11 protein-coding genes are annotated in these 17,217 nt (G+C 57.6%); 7 read left to right on the forward strand and 4 right to left on the reverse strand.

Features of this window, described 5'->3' with window-relative positions; genetic code table 11:
• Positions 1 to 1,003 precede the first annotated feature (1,003 nt).
• The 6 genes from CACC_RS10490 (at position 1,004) to CACC_RS10515 (ending at position 12,635) form a co-directional block, all read left to right on the forward strand.
• A complete protein-coding gene (locus CACC_RS10490) occupies positions 1,004 to 4,444 on the forward strand; it encodes a bifunctional proline dehydrogenase/L-glutamate gamma-semialdehyde dehydrogenase (RefSeq protein WP_005279381.1) in 3,441 nt (1,146 codons plus the stop codon).
• 140 nt (positions 4,445 to 4,584) lie between these two features.
• On the forward strand, positions 4,585 to 6,018 hold the full coding sequence (locus CACC_RS10495; protein ID WP_005279380.1) for an AI-2E family transporter: 1,434 nt from the start codon (positions 4,585 to 4,587) through the stop codon (positions 6,016 to 6,018).
• Between the two features lie 303 nt (positions 6,019 to 6,321).
• The gene (locus CACC_RS10500) at positions 6,322 to 7,848 is read left to right on the forward strand and encodes a SpaH/EbpB family LPXTG-anchored major pilin (RefSeq protein WP_005279379.1); all 1,527 of its coding nucleotides are present in this window, start codon (positions 6,322 to 6,324) and stop codon (positions 7,846 to 7,848) included.
• A 162-nt stretch (positions 7,849 to 8,010) separates the two neighbouring features.
• Complete coding sequence (locus tag CACC_RS10505) at positions 8,011 to 8,931, forward strand: class C sortase (protein WP_005279378.1); 921 nt, start codon at positions 8,011 to 8,013, stop codon at positions 8,929 to 8,931.
• A 63-nt stretch (positions 8,932 to 8,994) separates the two neighbouring features.
• A complete protein-coding gene (locus CACC_RS10510) occupies positions 8,995 to 9,792 on the forward strand; it encodes a pilin N-terminal domain-containing protein (protein ID WP_005279375.1) in 798 nt (265 codons plus the stop codon).
• 473 nt (positions 9,793 to 10,265) lie between these two features.
• Complete coding sequence (locus CACC_RS10515; RefSeq protein WP_237799589.1) at positions 10,266 to 12,635, forward strand: SpaA isopeptide-forming pilin-related protein; 2,370 nt, start codon at positions 10,266 to 10,268, stop codon at positions 12,633 to 12,635.
• Positions 12,636 to 12,771: 136 nt separating this feature from the next.
• Here the strand turns inward: CACC_RS10515 and CACC_RS10520 are convergent, their stop codons facing one another.
• From CACC_RS10520 to CACC_RS10535, 4 genes are all read right to left on the reverse strand, one after another.
• Positions 12,772 to 13,362, reverse strand: a complete 591-nt coding sequence (locus CACC_RS10520; RefSeq protein ID WP_005279372.1) for a nucleosidase — start codon at positions 13,360 to 13,362, stop codon at positions 12,772 to 12,774.
• 207 nt (positions 13,363 to 13,569) lie between these two features.
• Positions 13,570 to 14,853 carry a sulfate adenylyltransferase subunit 1 gene (locus tag CACC_RS10525; RefSeq protein WP_005279370.1) on the reverse strand — a complete coding sequence of 428 codons (1,284 nt, stop codon included), beginning with the start codon at positions 14,851 to 14,853 and terminating at the stop codon, positions 13,570 to 13,572.
• Entirely contained in the window at positions 14,853 to 15,752 is a 900-nt protein-coding gene (gene cysD, locus CACC_RS10530) for a sulfate adenylyltransferase subunit CysD (RefSeq protein ID WP_005279369.1), read from the reverse strand. Before cysD ends, CACC_RS10525 begins: the two co-directional genes overlap by 1 nt.
• Positions 15,752 to 16,537: a phosphoadenylyl-sulfate reductase gene (locus tag CACC_RS10535; RefSeq protein WP_005279367.1), complete on the reverse strand. Its 786-nt coding sequence runs from the start codon at positions 16,535 to 16,537 to the stop codon at positions 15,752 to 15,754. The genes cysD and CACC_RS10535 overlap by 1 nt, the downstream gene beginning before the upstream one ends.
• Before the next feature lie 172 nt (positions 16,538 to 16,709).
• Here CACC_RS10535 and CACC_RS10540 point away from each other — a divergent pair, with 172 nt between their 5' ends.
• Entirely contained in the window at positions 16,710 to 17,126 is a 417-nt protein-coding gene (locus CACC_RS10540; RefSeq protein ID WP_005279365.1) for a hypothetical protein, read from the forward strand.
• Positions 17,127 to 17,217: the final 91 nt, after the last annotated feature.

Below are 17,217 nucleotides of genomic sequence, written 5' to 3' on the forward strand. Positions count from 1 at the left end.
CAAAGTAATCCTGGCCGTTTTGGGGCCGTGCCCCAGGTCGTCACCGTGAGACGGTCCCTCTAGCGACGCGTCAGGAATGAAGGCATTAGCAGACGTAGGGGTTACTACCGCAGCCCCCGCTACCGTCAGGAGCGAAGCAGTAAGCAACGCCATTACTTTCGTGGAAGCTTTTCTGGAAGTCCTCATGGAAACCTCTGGCAAGTAGATGAATAGGGGCTAGAGAATGCTTAAAATTCAGCCGTGAACATTAACATGAGCTGTGAAAAGCGTGTACCTCATGTACAAGGTTGGACACATATCAACTTCGCATGAGTGGCGATCTGGGTGAAATACAGTCTTGGCCCATTTACCCCAGATCGCTGCACGGCCCTGACCTCGCCAGACAGTCTTTAACACGGTTAATCTCGGAGAAAGCGCACCTTTAACACTAGGCAGCGACTACCCCCTAAAACTCTGTACCCAGCACGTTAAGCTTTCTGTTTTTACCCCCGAGTGTGATTTTGCAAACGAGACTAGCGTCACGTTCCTTCCACCCCTATAATCAGGTTAACAGCAAAGGGGTAAAAATCCTTGCGTACCAGCGGATTTATGCCGTTCCCGGTACTTATATCCCGTTCTGGAACATAAAGGGCATTGCACTTTTACTACAGAGAGTGCTCACCCTTTTTTAATATCGTCACTTCGTAGAAAGCAGGTGAGTGTTGAACACCAACTTGGCACGCGTCCGCCGCCATAGCGACAGGCCCCCGGTCACTAATACCGTCAGCACTATGGCTTGTTGATTCGCTTGGTGTAAACCACCGAGCAGCGGCGCGCGCATTCCGCGTGTTCCACTCATTGCCACGTGTGCGGCGTATAACGCCCCGCATGCTTTCTCATTTCCATAGACTTACCAGCCACTTTCTGCCACCGGCGCTAAAAGTCACAGCATAAAGGCCACACCGCGGTGTGGGTTGGCCACCAACCTGGAAGTACACGTTTCGAAAAAGAGGTTGAATTTCACATGACTTCTCCCGCATACACCCGCACGCCACTATCTGATGATGTTGAGGCCGTACTGCCCGCCGCCATTAAGCGCGCGCAAGGCTGGCTCGATTCCACCGCAGATGAAAAGGACAAGGCCACCGAGCAGCTCGCGGAGCTGCTGCGTGATGACAATGGTGTGCGGTTCACCATGGACTTCGTGGACCGCGTCATGCGCCCGGAGGATGACAAGGTCGCGGCCAAGGCGCTGAAGGACATTTCCTCCCAGTACGATCCTTCCTTCCTGGGCAGCATCAATGGCGCGCTCGTTGGCGCCGGCGGCTTCTTCGGCCCCATCCTGCCTAACCTGGTCATGCCGGTAGCCCGCATATACATGCGCAAGATGGTCGGCCACCTGGTGCTGGATGCGGAATCGGATGCGCTCAATGACACCCTGGAAAAGGCCGCAGCCTCTGGCGAGCAGTTGAACCTTAACCTCCTGGGTGAAGCCGTGCTCGGTGAAGAGGAAGCAAAGTCCCGCGCGCGCCGCACCCTGGAGCTCATTAAAAACCCGCGCGTGACCTACGTATCCGTCAAAGCGTCCTCAATGGTGGCGCAGCTGAATAACTGGGACATCGGCAGTTCCGTAGAGCGCTTGAAGGACCGCCTGCGCCCGCTCTACCAGGAGGCCGCACGCCGCAACCCGCAGGTCTTTATCAACATGGACATGGAGGAATACCACGACCTCCACCTGACGCTGCGCCTGTTCAAGAGCCTGATGAGCGAGCCGGAGTTCAAGAACCTGGAATCCGGCATCGTGCTGCAGGCCTACCTGCCCGATACCTTCGATGCCCTCCAGGACATCGCGGAATTTGCCAAGCAGCGCGTGGCAGAAGGCGGCGCCAAGGTCAAGGTGCGCATTGTAAAGGGCGCCAACCTGTCCATGGAGACCGCCGAAAGCGAAGTCCACGACTGGCCGCTGGCTACCTACACCAACAAGCTGGACGTTGACGCTAACTACTACCGCCTGCTGGATTACATCCTGCAGGAGGAATTCGCGGACTGCATCCGCATCGGTGTGGCCAGCCACAACCTGTACACCGCCGCTATGGCCTACGAGCTGGGCGTCAAGCGCGGGGTGCTGCACATGCTGGATTCTGAGATGCTGCAGGGCATGTCCCCGGCGCAGCAGGCAGCCGTGCGCAAGGTCTACGAGGGCCGCCAGATCCTCTACACCCCAGTAGTGCACGCGGATGACTTTGACGTCGCCGTGTCCTACCTGGTGCGCCGCTTGGAGGAGAACTCCGCGCCGCAGAACTTCCTCTACGCCCTCTTCGCCCCGGGCGAGGAACCGCTGGCAAGCCAGGAAGAGACCTTCCGCAAGGCCGTGGCCAAGCGCTGGGATACCTTCGCTGGATCGCGCCGCACCCAGAACCGCCTCGAGGATTCCGGGCGCCAGGCACCGGATTCCGGCCGCTTCAGGAACGAGCCCGATACGGACCCGGCAATTACCCCGAACCGCACCTGGGCCAAGCGCGCGCTTGCAAATGACCCTGGTGAGCACGGCGTCCAAGAGGTCACCGACCCCTCCGCCGTGGAAAGCTACGTCGCTCGCGCCAAGGAACTGGGCACCGAATGGGGCAAGCGCCCCGCCGCAGAGCGCGCCGCGGCCCTGGACGCCGTCGCGGATCAGCTGGCCGCCAAGCGCGGAGACTTCATCTCCGTGGCAGCCTACGAGGCCAATAAGACGGTCACCCAGACTGACCCTGAGGTCTCGGAAGCCATTGACTTCTGCACCTACTACGGCCAGTCCGCTCGCTTCTTGGAAGAGGCGCACTCCGAGTTCCACCCGCACACCGTCACCGTGGTGACCCCGCCGTGGAACTTCCCCATCGCCATTCCTACTGGCGGCATTGCGGCCTCCTTGGCGGCGGGCTCGGCGGTCATCGTCAAGCCTGCTCCCCAGGTAGTCCACTGCGGCAAGATGGTGGTTGAAGCCTTCCGCACCGCACTCGAAGCCGAAGGCCTGGACCCGGATCTGGTGCAGCTGGTGCTGACTGATGAAGGCGATGCCGGCAAGGCCCTGCTCTCCCACGATGACGTGGACAACATCATCTTGACCGGTGCCTCCGATACCGGCGCGCTCTTCCGCTCCTGGAAGCCCAAGATGAACCTCATGGCAGAGACCTCCGGTAAGAACGCGCTGGTCATCACCCCAGCCGCCGACCCGGACCTGGCCATCCAGGACCTGTACAACTCCGCCTTTGGCCACTCCGGCCAGAAGTGTTCGGCCGCTTCGCTGGTGATTTTCGTTGGCGCTGCGGGCAAGTCCAAGCGCCTGCGCGAGCAGCTGCTGGATTCCGTCAAGACCCTGAAGCCTGGCCCGGGCTATGACATCACCACCACGATGAACGGCCTGGCTGAAAAGCCGAGCGAGAAGCTGCTGCGCGGCCTGACCCAGCTGGAGCCGGGCGAGAAGTGGCTGCTGAAGCCGGAGAAGCTCAACGAAGAGGGCACCCTGTGGTCCCCAGGCATTCGCGATAATGTCCAGCCGGGTTCTTGGTACCACAAGAATGAGTGCTTCGGCCCCATCCTCGGCATCATGTACGCCGATACCTTGGAAGAGGCCATCGCTTGGCAAAACAGCACCGGCTATGGCCTGACCGGCGGCATCCACTCCCTGGATGACAAGGAAATCGAGTACTGGATCGACAACGTTGAGGTGGGCAACGCCTACGTCAACCGCGGCATTACCGGCGCGATTGTCCAGCGCCAGTCCTTCGGCGGCTGGAAGAAGTCCGTCATGGGACCGGGTGCGAAGGCCGGCGGCCCGAACTACGTGGCCCAGATGGGTACCTGGACCGATGGCGAGCTCAAGCCGCGCGACGTAGACATCGCCCCGGCCAGCGTGAAGATCCTGGAGCGCCTGCGCGATGAGCTTTCTGATGAGCTCAGCAAGGACGATCTGGAATGGCTCTGGCGCTCCGCCGAGCTGGACCGGATTGCGTGGCTCGAGGAATTCGGCCGCACCCACGACCGCACCGCGCTGGTTTCTGAGGCCAACCGCTTCCGCTACCGCCCGCTGCTGACCAAGCTGCGCATCCGCGTGGGCGAGGACTACAAGCTGCGCGATGTCGCCCGCCAGGTGCTGGCCTCCGGCATTACCGGCACCGAGACGGAAATCTCCGCCGCCCCAGAGGTTGCCGCCCAGCTGCAGGAGCTCGGCTTCGACGTGAAGTCCATTTCTGATGGTTCCTTCGCCGCCGCCGTGGCCAATGACGAGTCCTCCCGCGTGCGTGCCCTGGGCACCGTGCCGGATTCCGTCTACGAGGCAGCGGTGCGCTCCAACTCCGTGGTGCTGGATCAGCCCGTGCTTGCCGATGGCCGCCGTGAGCTCATGCCTTACCTCCTCGAGCAGGCAGTCTCCGTGACCATGCACCGCTTCGGCATCATCCGCAACGTGGGCAACCTGCGCGACTAATACGCCAGTTGCCGTCCTCACGGTATACCGACTAAGCGCCCCGCCTTCTCCCCTTCCTGCTGGGAGTTGGGTGGGGCGCTACCTTTTTCTCCGCTTTTCCGGCGCTATCTCTAGGTGGTTTCCTGTGGCATAGTAGATGAATGACTACGCCAGAAAACCATTCCCCTCACGGCGCGGGGCAGCACTCGGGCCAGGACGCGGCGCAGCGCGCGCAGTACCCCTCGGCGCTTGAGGACAACGCCGTCAACCGCAAGGCCGATGCGAAAAACCCCTACGCCGCGCCGCTGGTCTCCCCCGATGAATCCCAGCTGGGCGCTGAGGTAGCCACCGCCGATCCCGCCGATCGCGATAATAAATCCGCCGTGCTGGCGAAAGACTTCCGCAGCATGGCCAAGATTTCGGTGTGCTTTATCCTCATCGCGGCAGGACTTGGCCTGGCGGGCTTCCTGCTGCGCTTTATTTGGGTGGGCCTACTGCCGGTTATCCTGGCCATCCTGGTATCCACGGTGCTGTATCCGGTCACCGCCTGGCTGCGGTCCGTAGGCTTTCCCCGCACCCTGGCAGCGGTCACGACGCTGTTGGGCTTAGTGGTTATTTTCGGCGGCATCTTTGCTGCCATGGCTCCGATGGTCACCGCGCAGTCCAAGGTGCTTATTAATGAGGCCGAAGCCGGCATTATGCAGCTGACCAAGATGGTCAATGATTCCCCGCTGGATATTGAGGTGGACCAGCTGCAATCGGTCTTCCAAGACATCGTGAGCTTTGCCAAGGGCCAGGCCTCCACGATTGCCACCGGCGTGCTTTCTGGGGTCTCCATGGCCAGCTCCATTGCGGTAGCCACCGTCATCATGCTCTTTATCACCTTCTTCATCATCAAAGATGGCGATAGGTTCTTGCCCTGGCTGCGCAAATACACCGGCAACTCCGCCGCCTGGCACATCACGGAATTGACCTCCCGCATGTGGAAGACGCTGTCTGGATTCATTCAGGCCCAAGCAGTAGTCGCGCTTGTCGATGCCGTCTTTATCGGCCTCGGCCTCTGGGCCCTCCAGGTCCCACTGGCGCTAGTCATCGCCGTCATCACCTTCTTCGCGGGCTTTATCCCCATCATCGGTGCGGTCACCGCCGGCGCCCTGGCCGTCATCATCGCCCTGGTATCCAATGGCCTCACCAATGCGCTGCTCGCGCTGGCGCTTATCATCATTGTCCAGCAGGTAGAAAGCAACGTCCTCCAGCCCATCCTGCAGTCCAGGGCCATGGGCCTGCACGCGGCTATCGTCCTGCTTTCTATCACCGTGGGTTCCACCTTGGCCGGCATCGTCGGCGCTTTCCTCGCCGTGCCGGTCGCCGCAACCATCGCCGTTGTCCTGCGCTACCACGCAGAAATGGCTGCCCTGCGCGCCGGCGAGGTCTCCCCCGATGACATCGAGGTCGTCACCGGTTCCAAGGCCGCGTCCAAGGACAACAAAGATGACGAAGATTCCGAAGGCGACGACAACAGCAACAGCCCCCGCGAGGAGACTCCTCGCGAGAAGGTAAAGCAGCTTTTCGCGGCCATGAGCCCGCTCACCTAAAGACCCTTTTACACAACGCGGTGCACCTACCGGAGTATTCCCTCCGAGGTGCACCGCGCCTTATTTAAATGCAAAGAGTCTTCCCATTTGGGGGGGGGGCATCTACATCACAAAACCAATACATGCAGGATATTTACAGGTAACGACAATCACACTCCAATCAATTTGTACAGAAAATATTAGTCTTCTTACCGTGTGTACAGGGTAAACGAGATCTACGTTTCCTGGATGTCGTCATTAACACCTGGCCTAAAGATTCCCTCTCTACACGTTGGGTGTTAAGCAAAGAAAGGCTTTTCACGCATGAAGAAAACTGCATTAATCCGGTCCGCAAGTGCTGCGGCCGTCTTCGGACTTACGCTCTCCATGGGCGGAGTAACCGCCGTGGCCCAAGATGGTGCTCCGGCTGCCCCAGCCCCCGCTGCTGTCATCGATGAGAATGCGCCGGTGACCCTGACCATCGATAAGCGCCTCAATCCCACCAGCATCGGCGACCCCGGTTCCGGTAAGGAAGACTCCAATGTAACTGGTCACTCCCTAAAAGGTGCGACCTTCACTGGTACCCTCCTTGACGTCAGCAAAGTAGATCCGAAGAACTTGGGTGATTTGAACGCAAGCAACTACAAAAGGCTTGGCGCAGAGCTAACAGAAATTACAGTGACCGACAAGACAGGAGAAGATGGTCGACTGACGTTTAATTCTACGAATTCCAACATCAAGCAAGGCATCTGGCTGTTCACAGAAACTATCGAGGACGAAGTTCAGGACGTCGAGACCGGTGATACCTATCAAGCCTCCGAGGTAGCCCCCTCCACGCCATTTATCGTTTCGCTACCCTATACCAATACTGACGGAAATGGGTGGAACTACGATGTTGTAGTTCAGCCGAAGAACACCACCGCAGGTGTTACCAAGGAAGTCAAAGACAAAGACAAGAACGTCAGCGACACAATAGACTACGTCGTCCACGGCAACGTACCAGTGATCCCGAAAAACGAAAAGCTCAACGGCTTCCGTCTTACGGATACCATCGATACCCAGAATCTTGAACTCGTTGATGCCAACGTAGAGCTGTCAGATCAAAGCCAGCTGACTAAAGATGCCGACTACTCCCTGAATATCAATAAAAACGACGGCACAGTCGAAGTTGAGTTCACTGAGGAGGGGTTGGCAAAGCTTTCGAAATTGAATGCTGGAACCACCGTCGACCTCACCATTACCGCCAAGGTTAAGGAACTGGCAGGCACCGATGGCATCGCCGTCAACAAGGCCCAGCAATTCGTGCACTACCCTAACCAGGATGAAGAAACCAAAACTGAGTCCAATGAGGTCAAATCCTACTGGGGCCAGGTCAAGGTAGTAAAGACCGAGAAAGACAAAGATACCCCACTGAAGGGTGCTGAATTTGAGCTCTACCGCTGCACCGGCAACGAGCAGCAAGCTGATCAGCTGGAAGACAAGATTTCCATCAACGGTAATTCTACGTGGACGACCGATGACCAGGGCAATGTAATTATCGATGGTATTCACGTCACCGACATTGAAAATGGGGCAGAGCAGATCAATAAGTCCTACTGCCTCGTAGAAACCAAGGCCCCGCGCGGCTTTGTTGCTACCGGTGAGGTCTACCCGTTCAAGCTGACTTCCGACCAAGCCACGCTCGGCGCTGTTTCTCCTGCACAGGTAGAGAAAAGGATCGAAAACGAGCGCTCCGATATGCCGCAGCTCCCGCTTACCGGTGGCATGGGTATTGGCGTCCTAGGCGCACTCGCCGTACTGGTAGCAGGCGGTGCACTCTGGTTCGCTCGCCGCGCGAACAAAGAAAGCTAAACCGAACCATCGGTTGAGCACCCGGGAGTTAATTCGACTGCATACAGGCACGTAACTCCCTGATACGTGGACTGTTCCCTCGCTTCGGCGAGGGAACAGATTCCACGAGTTTTTACACCACCACAAAGGACATGCCGAGCCTGGCGAGTGAGGAAATTTTATATGGTACTGCGTACTTCTGGTTCCGCGGTCAAAGCGAAGCATAGGGACACATCGAAGACACTGCCGCAAAAGGCAGTTCCCGTCATTGTCCTCGCGCTGCTTGCCATCGGGCTCTTGCTTTATCCAGTGGCGGTAACACAACTCAATAACTGGGAACAGCTCCGCGCAGCTGATTCTTATAGCAGCGACATCGATAATGCGGATAAGGAACTACTCGCCCAGCAATTCGCCGCAGCCCAGGAATACAACAAGACTCATTCGGCTGGTCCGATCCTCGATCCCTGGCTGACGCGTATTTCTGAGGATAACGCTGACTACCAAGCATACTTATCCGAATTAGATGCCCATGACGTTATGGCTCGACTCGTTGTGCCTTCGGCTGACGTCGATCTTCCCGTTTATCACGGCACCAGTGAGGACGTCCTTCAGAAGGGTGTTGGGCACTTGTACGGCTCTGATCTTCCTGTTGGCGGAGAAGGAACGCACTCGGTCTTAACTGCCCACACCGGACTGGTAAACGCCACGCTCTTTGACAATCTCAACAAGGTCAAAGAAGGAGACCCAATCTATGTTGGTGTCTCCGGTGAAAAAATGAAGTACCAGGTCAATGACATCCGTGTGGTGCTTCCGCACGAGACGGATTCTCTCCGGCCAGAAGCCGGCAAGGACCAAGTCACCCTCATTACCTGCACGCCGTATGGCGTCAATTCCCATCGCTTGCTGGTTACTGCTGAGCGCGTGCCTTTCGATGAGGAAGCAGAACAGGCCTTTACCCCTCGTGGCCTCCACTGGACGTGGTGGATGTGGGCTTTTATGGCTGGAGCATTGCTTATCGCCATTGCGGCCGCTTTCTGGCTGTACAAATTGAACAAAAAGCAAAAGCCAAAATTCGGTCAGTCAGTATCACTAGAGGAAGCATAAATGTTTAAGCAACGTAGACTAGCTCGGGCAACAGCAGCCCTGTGCGCAGGATGTCTCGTGACAATGACTGCCCCTGCAACACCGGCTGATGCCAAAGTCATTTCAGGGTATGCCCCAGCATCCACCCAGGTTGACCCCAGTTCCATTGGTCAAGAGCTCAATTCCCTTACCATTTCTCTGCCCACCGGTAATCCATTTGATGAAGTTAAAGAGGGCGAGCTACCGCCAGGGGCATTAAGCGGTTATACCTTCGAATTGGCGCAGGTAGCGGGCCTTGATATTCGTACGCACCAGGGATATACGGATGCTCTCAACCTCACTCCGCAAAAAGCAGGTGATCTGGGGTTTACCGAGGTAAAGAGGAAGGAGACCAGCGATGATTCTGGCAAGGTTCGCTTCGATAATCTCCCGGCGGGCGCATACCTAATCGAGATAACCCCTCCCCAACGCAGCGGGGAGAAGCATAAGGACATCCAGCCCATGATCGTTGTGCTTCCTGCCACCGACAAGGAGGGAAATTGGCTACACGATCTCAAGGTAGTAGCCAAAACCGACGACGGCGGTGGCGATGTCCCTCCACCAACGGATATCCCCGATCCACGACCGACCCCCACTCCGACTCCATCGAAGCCTAGTCCGACCCCACCACCTGAGGACACCACGCCTCCGGGGCCGGGACCGGATGGCTCCGAAACAACAGAAACTACGCCTGCTGATACCCCACCAGAAGGTCCTGAGAAACCAAAGCCCAGCCAATTAGCACGAACAGGCGCTTCCGTACTCGGAATCCTTGTTCTGGCTGCTGGCCTCATCGCGGCCGGAATGCTGCTTATCCGTCGAAATAACAAAGGTGACCAATGATGAAAGGGACGACAACAATGCACAGCTTCTCCCGCAAAATGCGGACAAGCGCAGTAGCTGCCTTTACCCTCATGTTGACAGCTGGGGCTGTTCCAGCGGTCACCCCAACCCAATCGGAACACTCCGTCACACCGACTGCTCATGCTCAATCTGCAGTGCGAGCTCCGGTGACAATCAATAACGTTCGCACTGTATACAGCAACGTTTTTTCGGTTCACATGTCGGCCACCCAAGCGATGTCGATGAAGAAGCTGACTCTTAACACCACAGAGAAGTTCTCTACGTATCCAGCTGATACAGACAAGGCTCTCACCATCAATGGTACCTCGTATCCTGTGTCCTGGATTTCCCCTAACGGAAGATCTACGAATACGCTTACCGTAATTCTTCCGACTGCCATAGACGTACAGCCTGGGACTCCAATTGTTGTCCAATGGCGGGCAGGACAGAGAAATGTCCCTAAGTTGTCTAGTATGACGGCGACCATGGAAGGCACCGAGTTAGCACCACCAGAGCCCCCAGCAGTTGGAAATCCTACAGAGGCGAAAAATTACCGTGCGCTTCCAAACAAGAGAACGTGGGATGCTTGCACCTCAAACGATGGCCTTCTGTATGCAAAGACTTGGTGGGACAATTCAGAAAACACGCGGAAGCATGGCGGCAAAGATGTAAGCGTAGTCGAGGTGGCTCTTAACGGAGGCGGGGACCTCACTAATGCCATCAATACCGCAGATCCACGGCTGCAACTCCGCTTCGGCTCCGGGGCGGCCGGTTGGACAGAGCTTAAAAAAGACGTTGATTACACGCTAACGGTAAGTGGAAACCGAATCTTTTTTGAGCTCAATCAAAAGATGCAACGAGCTCCTTCAAACATCGACTCCTTCGATGTCGAAGCCCGGATCCCACTAAATGTGACACAATCCAATTGCCAGATGACGCTGTGGCACAAGGCTCCCGAGTGGTTCAACCGCGACGCAACAGATATCGATATCAACGCACCAGAAACGCCACGTCACGAGTTAGACTGGCTGCCAGCATCTTCCCCAAACCCCGCTTTGCCTAAGCGCTGTGGGGGAAAGATTGCCCTAGTTTTCGATACCTCCGATTCCATCGCACGAAATAATGGTGCCGGTGTTGCTGCTAGCCGCGATGCCGGCTTAAGCGTTATTAACGCGTTACAGGGAACAGGAAGCCAGATGGCGGTCTATAACTTTGCTTCAAGCGCAAAGTCAGTCCCCGGCATGTCAACAGATACGTTAAGCCTCAACGACAATGGTGATGTGCAAAAGCTGCGCAGCGCTGTTAATGCCATCGCAGAACCTTTTTACCGCGATGGTCGTGGTGGCACCAATTATGAAGCCGGCCTTAACCAGATCCCCTCGGGAGAGTTCGACGTAGTCTACTTCATCTCCGATGGGCTTCCAACCACAAGCGGGCGAGACTATCCTTACGGCTTTGATATCGGTACCCTGATCAATCAAAGTGATCTATCCGCCGCAGTTCGCGCGGCTAACCGGATCAAAGAATCCGGCACACGCATCGAAACCGTTATGGTAGGCGTAGAACCATTTAACGAGCACATTCTGAAAGATGATTACTTCGGTTTGGGGGCAGTTAAAAATCAGAAGACGCCAAACGTACCCAATGTGACAGATGGTATATCAAAACCCTGGCCTCACCAGGACGGCTATGGATACCCGAGCTACTACGGACAAGCGGATTTCGTGCGGGATATTGTCGAGAATGGCAAGGTCTTGATGTGGGATACCACTGATGCGAGTACCGTCACGGAATACGATATTACGAACCAGCCAGAAGTTTGGCGTGCGGGCGTTCGTAATACTAAGTCCATCGGTGCAGATATCTCCAGCGAGGATGCTGTCACTACCGTAGATAACTTCAATAATTTGGTGAATAGACTCAATGACCTAGTCCTCAGTGACTGCTTTGGTTCCATTAACGTGACTAAGCTTGTCCATGGCGAAGATGGCTCGGTCTCACCTGGACAGGATTGGACCTTTGATACCTCCGTTGACGGTGGTCAAGAAGCCATCATCGACGGCGAGGATGGAACTGAGCGTAAGGCACAGGTCACTGATAAAACCGATGAAGACGGACGCTACGGGCGGTCCTTGAATCAAGAAAATAGGAAGGGCCAGTCCGTCACCGTAGTTGAGCATCAGCAGTCTGGCTATAGGCTCCACAAGCAGAACGGCAAGAATGCTGTATGCACGACTCGTGTACAAGACGGTAACTCCTGGAAGACTACGAACGCCAAGGTGCGCAATATTGATCATGCCGAAAGACCAGGATTCGGCGTGGATGTTCCATTCCGGGGCATCGTCAATTGCACGATTGAAAATGATACCGTTCCCGTAAAAATTGATCTTTCCGTGCAGAAAGTCAGTTTCGAAGATACCCCGCAACCACTAGCAGGTTCCGAATTTACGCTTAATAAAGTAGATGGGGATAACCGCGAACAAGTAGGGGTTCTGCGCGATGGCGCAACGAGGATTTTCGACCTTCAACCGGGCAATCGCTACGAGCTTGTAGAAACACAAGCACCTACTGGCTACCAGCTGCTTAGCCATCCCATCTACTTCAACATCGCCGTTGGAGAATCTGGGAAACCAGAGATTCAGATTGAGGGAGGAGCTGAACAGTACCCGGAGATTTCTATCCAGAAAGATAAAAAGGAACCGAACCACTCCGTAATGCAAGTAGCCGATATCCGCAAAGGCGATCTGCCCTATACCGGCGGTCGCGGCATAGGAGGACTCGCCCTGTTGGCCAGTGTTGTAGCGGCAGCAGCTGTGTTTATTGGACGGCGTGCCTTGAACTAATCACGGGACTACACCGGAAAGCTGCTCCTTAGCCAAGAGGCCCACTCATCGTCTTGCAAAAATGACGTTGAGCGGGCCTCTCTTGATCTACATCCAGTTCGTTCGACTCACGGCGGGTGGATAACTGAAAAGATTGTTAGCGCAAGAAGCCTAATTCGGCTGCGGCTGCGGCAAGCTGGCGGGCGCTGCGATCTAAGACACCAGCCCAGGTGCCCATCGATTCCTCGTTCGCGGAATCAGAAACCTGCTTGAGCAGCGTGCAGGGCACGCCGAAGCGCTGGCAGGTGGCCGCGACGGAATAGCCCTCCATATCGCATAGCTGGGATTTTTTGACCAATTCGTTGCGCAGGGCGGTAGTGGAGACAAACATGTCGCCGGTGGCCAGCCCCCGTGCCGGAAGTTCACCAGAAGTCTCCAACTCGATGAATTCTGGCAGGAGGTAACGGCTGATATCGGTCAGTACGTCTAGCTTGAAATCGTGCTTGGTTACTTTATTGATCTCAAAGACGCCATCCATGCCATCGACAAGCGCGCCTGCCGTACCAATATTGACCACGCGCTCGGGCAAAGCGTCGTGCGCGCGAGCCTCTGCCAATACCTCGGTCAGGGATATCGCGGCCGGAACCGTGCCGATGCCGGTAATAAGCAGCGCTTCACCGTCCGGAATGTGTGCAGCTTCGGCGTCCACGGCCGCTACAAAGAGGGTTCGTCCAGATAAATTTTCCATGCCTGCGACAATACCTGCACCTCGCGTGGTCATCGGCGAGGGGCGGTTTCGCGGCGCGCTCGTCAACAATCCACAAAGCAACCGCGTTTGGCTAAAAATAGGGGCGAAATTTACAAGAACGCGGTTGCTTTTAGGAGCCGTGGCGGTCACGAAGAGTGACCGGGCACCGCCTGGAGGAGTACCCGTGGAGTCACCGTGCTCGCATTGCTAACGCAAACGGTGCCCCACGAAGCCGGCGGCCAAGGTATTGCCGGAAGATTGGTCAATGAGCAGGAAGTTGCCCACGGCACCACGGGCGGCGTAGTCCTCCACGGGCAGTTCGGCCTGGGTCTGGATGGTGATGTGGGCGATGTCGTTCATGACCACGGCCTCGGGGGCTTCTACGTCGGCCACACCATCGAGATCCAAGGTGCGAGCAATGGTGGCGATGCGGGCTTTGACCAGGGAGGAGCCGTAGCGCAGCTTGAGCATCTGGCCAGGTTTCAGGTCCTTTTCGGTAAGGCCTACCACCGTGGCATCGAATTCCCGGGTGGCCGGGGGACACTGGGCACCGGCGAGGAGATCGCCGCGGGTGAGATCGATGGCATCGGCAAGCAGAAGCGTCACCGAATCGCCGACGGCGGCGGAGGGGGCGGGGCCATCGGCGGTGTCGATCTGGGTGACGGTGCTGGTGCGGCCTTCGGGCAGGTGCACCGTATCGCCCACGGCGATGGACCCGGCCTTCACGCGGCCGGCATAGCCGCGGTAATCGGTGGCGTGCTCGCGGATGGCGTACTGGATGGGAAAGCGAAAGTCCAGCTCATCGGCGCGTCCGATGGCAACGGGGATGGTCTCGAGCACCTCGAGGACGGTGGGGCCGGTGTACCAATCCATGGTGGTAGAGCGCTCAACCACGTTATCGCCCTTGAGCGCGGAAATGGGCACGCCGGTGGTATCGGTAATGTCCAGGCGCTGGGCAATCTTATGGAATTCGGCCTCGATATCGCGGAAGATCTGCTCATCGTAGTCCACGAGGTCGATCTTATTCACTGCGAGGACGACGTGGCGCACGCCCAGGAGCGCGGCCACGTTGAGGTGGCGGCGGGTTTGTTCGACAACGCCGTGGCGGGCATCGATAAGCAGCACCACCACCTGCGAGGTGGACATGCCGGTGACCGTATTGCGGGTGTACTGCACGTGGCCGGGGGTATCGGCGAGGATGAAGGTGCGCTTATCGGTAGCGAAGTAGCGGTAAGCCACGTCGATGGTAATGCCTTGCTCGCGCTCGGCACGCAGGCCATCGACAAGCAGGGAAAGGTCCATGCCGTCGAAGCCGCGATCGGAGGAGGAACGCTCCATGGACTCGACCTGGTCCGCGAGCACGGACTTGGTGTCATAGAGCAGGCGGCCGACGAAGGTGGATTTGCCGTCATCAACGGAGCCGGCGGTGCACAGGCGCAGGGTATCGCGCTGTTTGAGGGCGCCGACATTCGGCGCGAGGGTAGTCGTCATCAGAAGTAGCCTTCCTTCTTGCGGTCTTCCATGGCGGATTCAGAAAGTTTGTCATCGGCGCGGGTGGCGCCGCGCTCAGACAGGGTGGAAATGGAGATTTCCGCGAGCACCTCATCGGGGCTGGAGGCGGTGGAGTCGACGGCACCGGTGCAGGACATATCGCCGACGGTGCGGTAGCGCACGGTGCGGGTTTCTAGCTGCTCATCGCCTTTCGGCCCACCCCATTCGCCCGGGGAAAGCCACATGCCGCCGCGGTTGAAGACCTCGCGCTGGTGGGAATAATAAATGGGCGGCAGCTTTAAATCGCGCGCGCCGATGTATTCCCAAATATCGGATTCGGTCCAGTTGGAGATGGGGAACACGCGCACGTTTTCGCCGGCCATCTTGCCGCCGTTGTACAGATCCCACAGCTCGGGGCGCTGGCGGCGCGGATCCCAGCCGCCGAAAGAATCGCGGATGGAAAATATGCGTTCCTTGGCGCGGGCGCGCTCCTCATCGCGGCGGGCACCACCAAGGACGGCGTCGTACTCGCGCTTGGCAATGCTCTCTACCAGCGGCACCGACTGCAGCGGGTTGCGGGTGCCATCGGGTCGTTCCTGCAGCTCGCCGCTGTCGATCCAGTCTTGGACGTGGGCGACGTGGAGGCGGGCACCGGATTCCGCAACCAGGTCATCGCGGAATTTGATGACCTCGGGGAAGTTATGGCCGGTATCCACGTGGAGCAATTCAAAAGGCACCGTGGCCGGGGCGAAGGCGCGGCGGGCCAGCTCGAATACGACGACGGAGTCCTTGCCGCCGGAAAAGAGGATGCCTACCTTATCGAATTGCCCGGCCACCTCGCGCAGGATGTGGATGGATTCATTTTCTAGGTCTTGTAGGTGTGGGGAAAGTATGCTCATTATTCGTGTAACCCGCATTCTGTCTTGCCATCTGCAAATACTCGCCCGGAGCGGGCGTCCTCACCGTCGCCGACCGGGAAGGTCAACGGCGCATCGCCGATGGACCGGTATCCCTGCAGGGTCAGCGGGTGGATGATGAGGTCATTATCTGCGATGTATTTATCGGTATCGTCCAAGTCCCAGGTAATGATCGGCGAAATCTTTAACCGCCCAGTGCGGTCCAGGCTGAGCGCTGGGGCATTGGCGCGGTGCTCGGAATCGGCCCGGCGCAGGCCGGTCACCCACCCTGCATAAGGATCCATGGCCATGTTCAGCGGCTCCACCTTGCGCATGCGGTTATAGGCGGCTGTATCGCGCGCGTACAGGCGCGGGCCGTAGACCTCGTCTTGCTCTTCGGGGCTCAGCAGCGGCAGCACGCGGACTAGGGGGAGATCCGGGTAGCGCTTATCCACCTCTTCGGCCACCTGGAGGGTCTCCGGGAAGTGCCAGCCGGTATCGATGAAAAGCAGGTCAGCAGCGAGCCCGGCGCGGTGGGAGAGCTCTGCCAGCACGGTGTTTTCCATGGACATCGTCACCGCTAACCGGCCGGGGGCGTGCTCGGCGGCCCACTCGGTGATGCTTTCTGCGGATTCGGCGTAGAGCTTATCCGCCCACGTGTCCACTAGCTGTTCATTGCGCGCGGCCACCTCGGCGGGAAGCGGCGCGGTATCGCGCGTGCCTTCGGGCGAGATATGGGGATCGCGGAAGGAGTGTCCACCATCCAGCAGGTTCGTCGTTGGGTTCATGAGCTCACACACTAGGCAACCGCGGTAGCTCACGCAGCACGTTTTTCTGGAAAGGGCGCTGAGCTTGGCCGAAGGGAAGAATAAAATGTTTTATTTCTGAACCAAGCTGACTAGATTTATAGACAATGTAGTCTATTGCGGGCCGGCCGAACTCGCCCGAGGAGGAACTTTTATGCAGCGTGTCGCCATCATTGGGGAAGGTCCTGCCGCCTTATCCGCCGTGGAAAGACTCCTGAGCGCCGGCATGTGCGTAGACCTCATCTCAGAAAAAACTGCACCGTTCGGTCTACTTCGCCGCTTTGCGGGGCTTGTTGGCGTGCTTGATGAGGCCGTGCCGCACGAGTGTGCACCGGGTACTACCCCGCGGCTGCGCCTATTAGGAAACGTGCGCGTGGGAGTAGGCGGCGATATCACCCATAACGAGGTCCACCAGCTGGCCGCCCACGGGGACCGCGAGCTCATCGTCATGGAATTAAAGGCCCGCGGTATTCCCGTCACCACGTGGGAGGGACTGTGCACGCCGATCACGGATTTTGAGGACTGGACCAGCGTCATCGCCAGGGCGCAATTGGCGCACGTCTTGGTCTAGGTTCAGCTACGAGGCTGGTAACAAAATATAAGGATCGTTCGCCCCATCTGCGCCCACCAGATATGCTTGCAGGTTAATCCCTATTCTCCCT

This window comes from Corynebacterium accolens (genome assembly GCF_023520795.1).
Lineage (GTDB): Bacteria > Actinomycetota > Actinomycetes > Mycobacteriales > Mycobacteriaceae > Corynebacterium > Corynebacterium accolens.

Coding starts and splice junctions, on each gene's coding strand:
- CACC_RS10490 (WP_005279381.1), top strand. CDS start 1,004: ATGACTTCTCCCGCATACACCCGCACGCCACTATCTGATGATGTTGAG.
- CACC_RS10495 (WP_005279380.1), top strand. CDS start 4,585: ATGACTACGCCAGAAAACCATTCCCCTCACGGCGCGGGGCAGCACTCG.
- CACC_RS10500 (WP_005279379.1), top strand. CDS start 6,322: ATGAAGAAAACTGCATTAATCCGGTCCGCAAGTGCTGCGGCCGTCTTC.
- CACC_RS10505 (WP_005279378.1), top strand. CDS start 8,011: ATGGTACTGCGTACTTCTGGTTCCGCGGTCAAAGCGAAGCATAGGGAC.
- CACC_RS10510 (WP_005279375.1), top strand. CDS start 8,995: ATGACTGCCCCTGCAACACCGGCTGATGCCAAAGTCATTTCAGGGTAT.
- CACC_RS10515 (WP_237799589.1), top strand. CDS start 10,266: ATGACGGCGACCATGGAAGGCACCGAGTTAGCACCACCAGAGCCCCCA.
- CACC_RS10520 (WP_005279372.1), bottom strand. CDS start 13,362: ATGGAAAATTTATCTGGACGAACCCTCTTTGTAGCGGCCGTGGACGCC.
- CACC_RS10525 (WP_005279370.1), bottom strand. CDS start 14,853: ATGACGACTACCCTCGCGCCGAATGTCGGCGCCCTCAAACAGCGCGAT.
- cysD (WP_005279369.1), bottom strand. CDS start 15,752: ATGAGCATACTTTCCCCACACCTACAAGACCTAGAAAATGAATCCATC.
- CACC_RS10535 (WP_005279367.1), bottom strand. CDS start 16,537: ATGAACCCAACGACGAACCTGCTGGATGGTGGACACTCCTTCCGCGAT.
- CACC_RS10540 (WP_005279365.1), top strand. CDS start 16,710: ATGCAGCGTGTCGCCATCATTGGGGAAGGTCCTGCCGCCTTATCCGCC.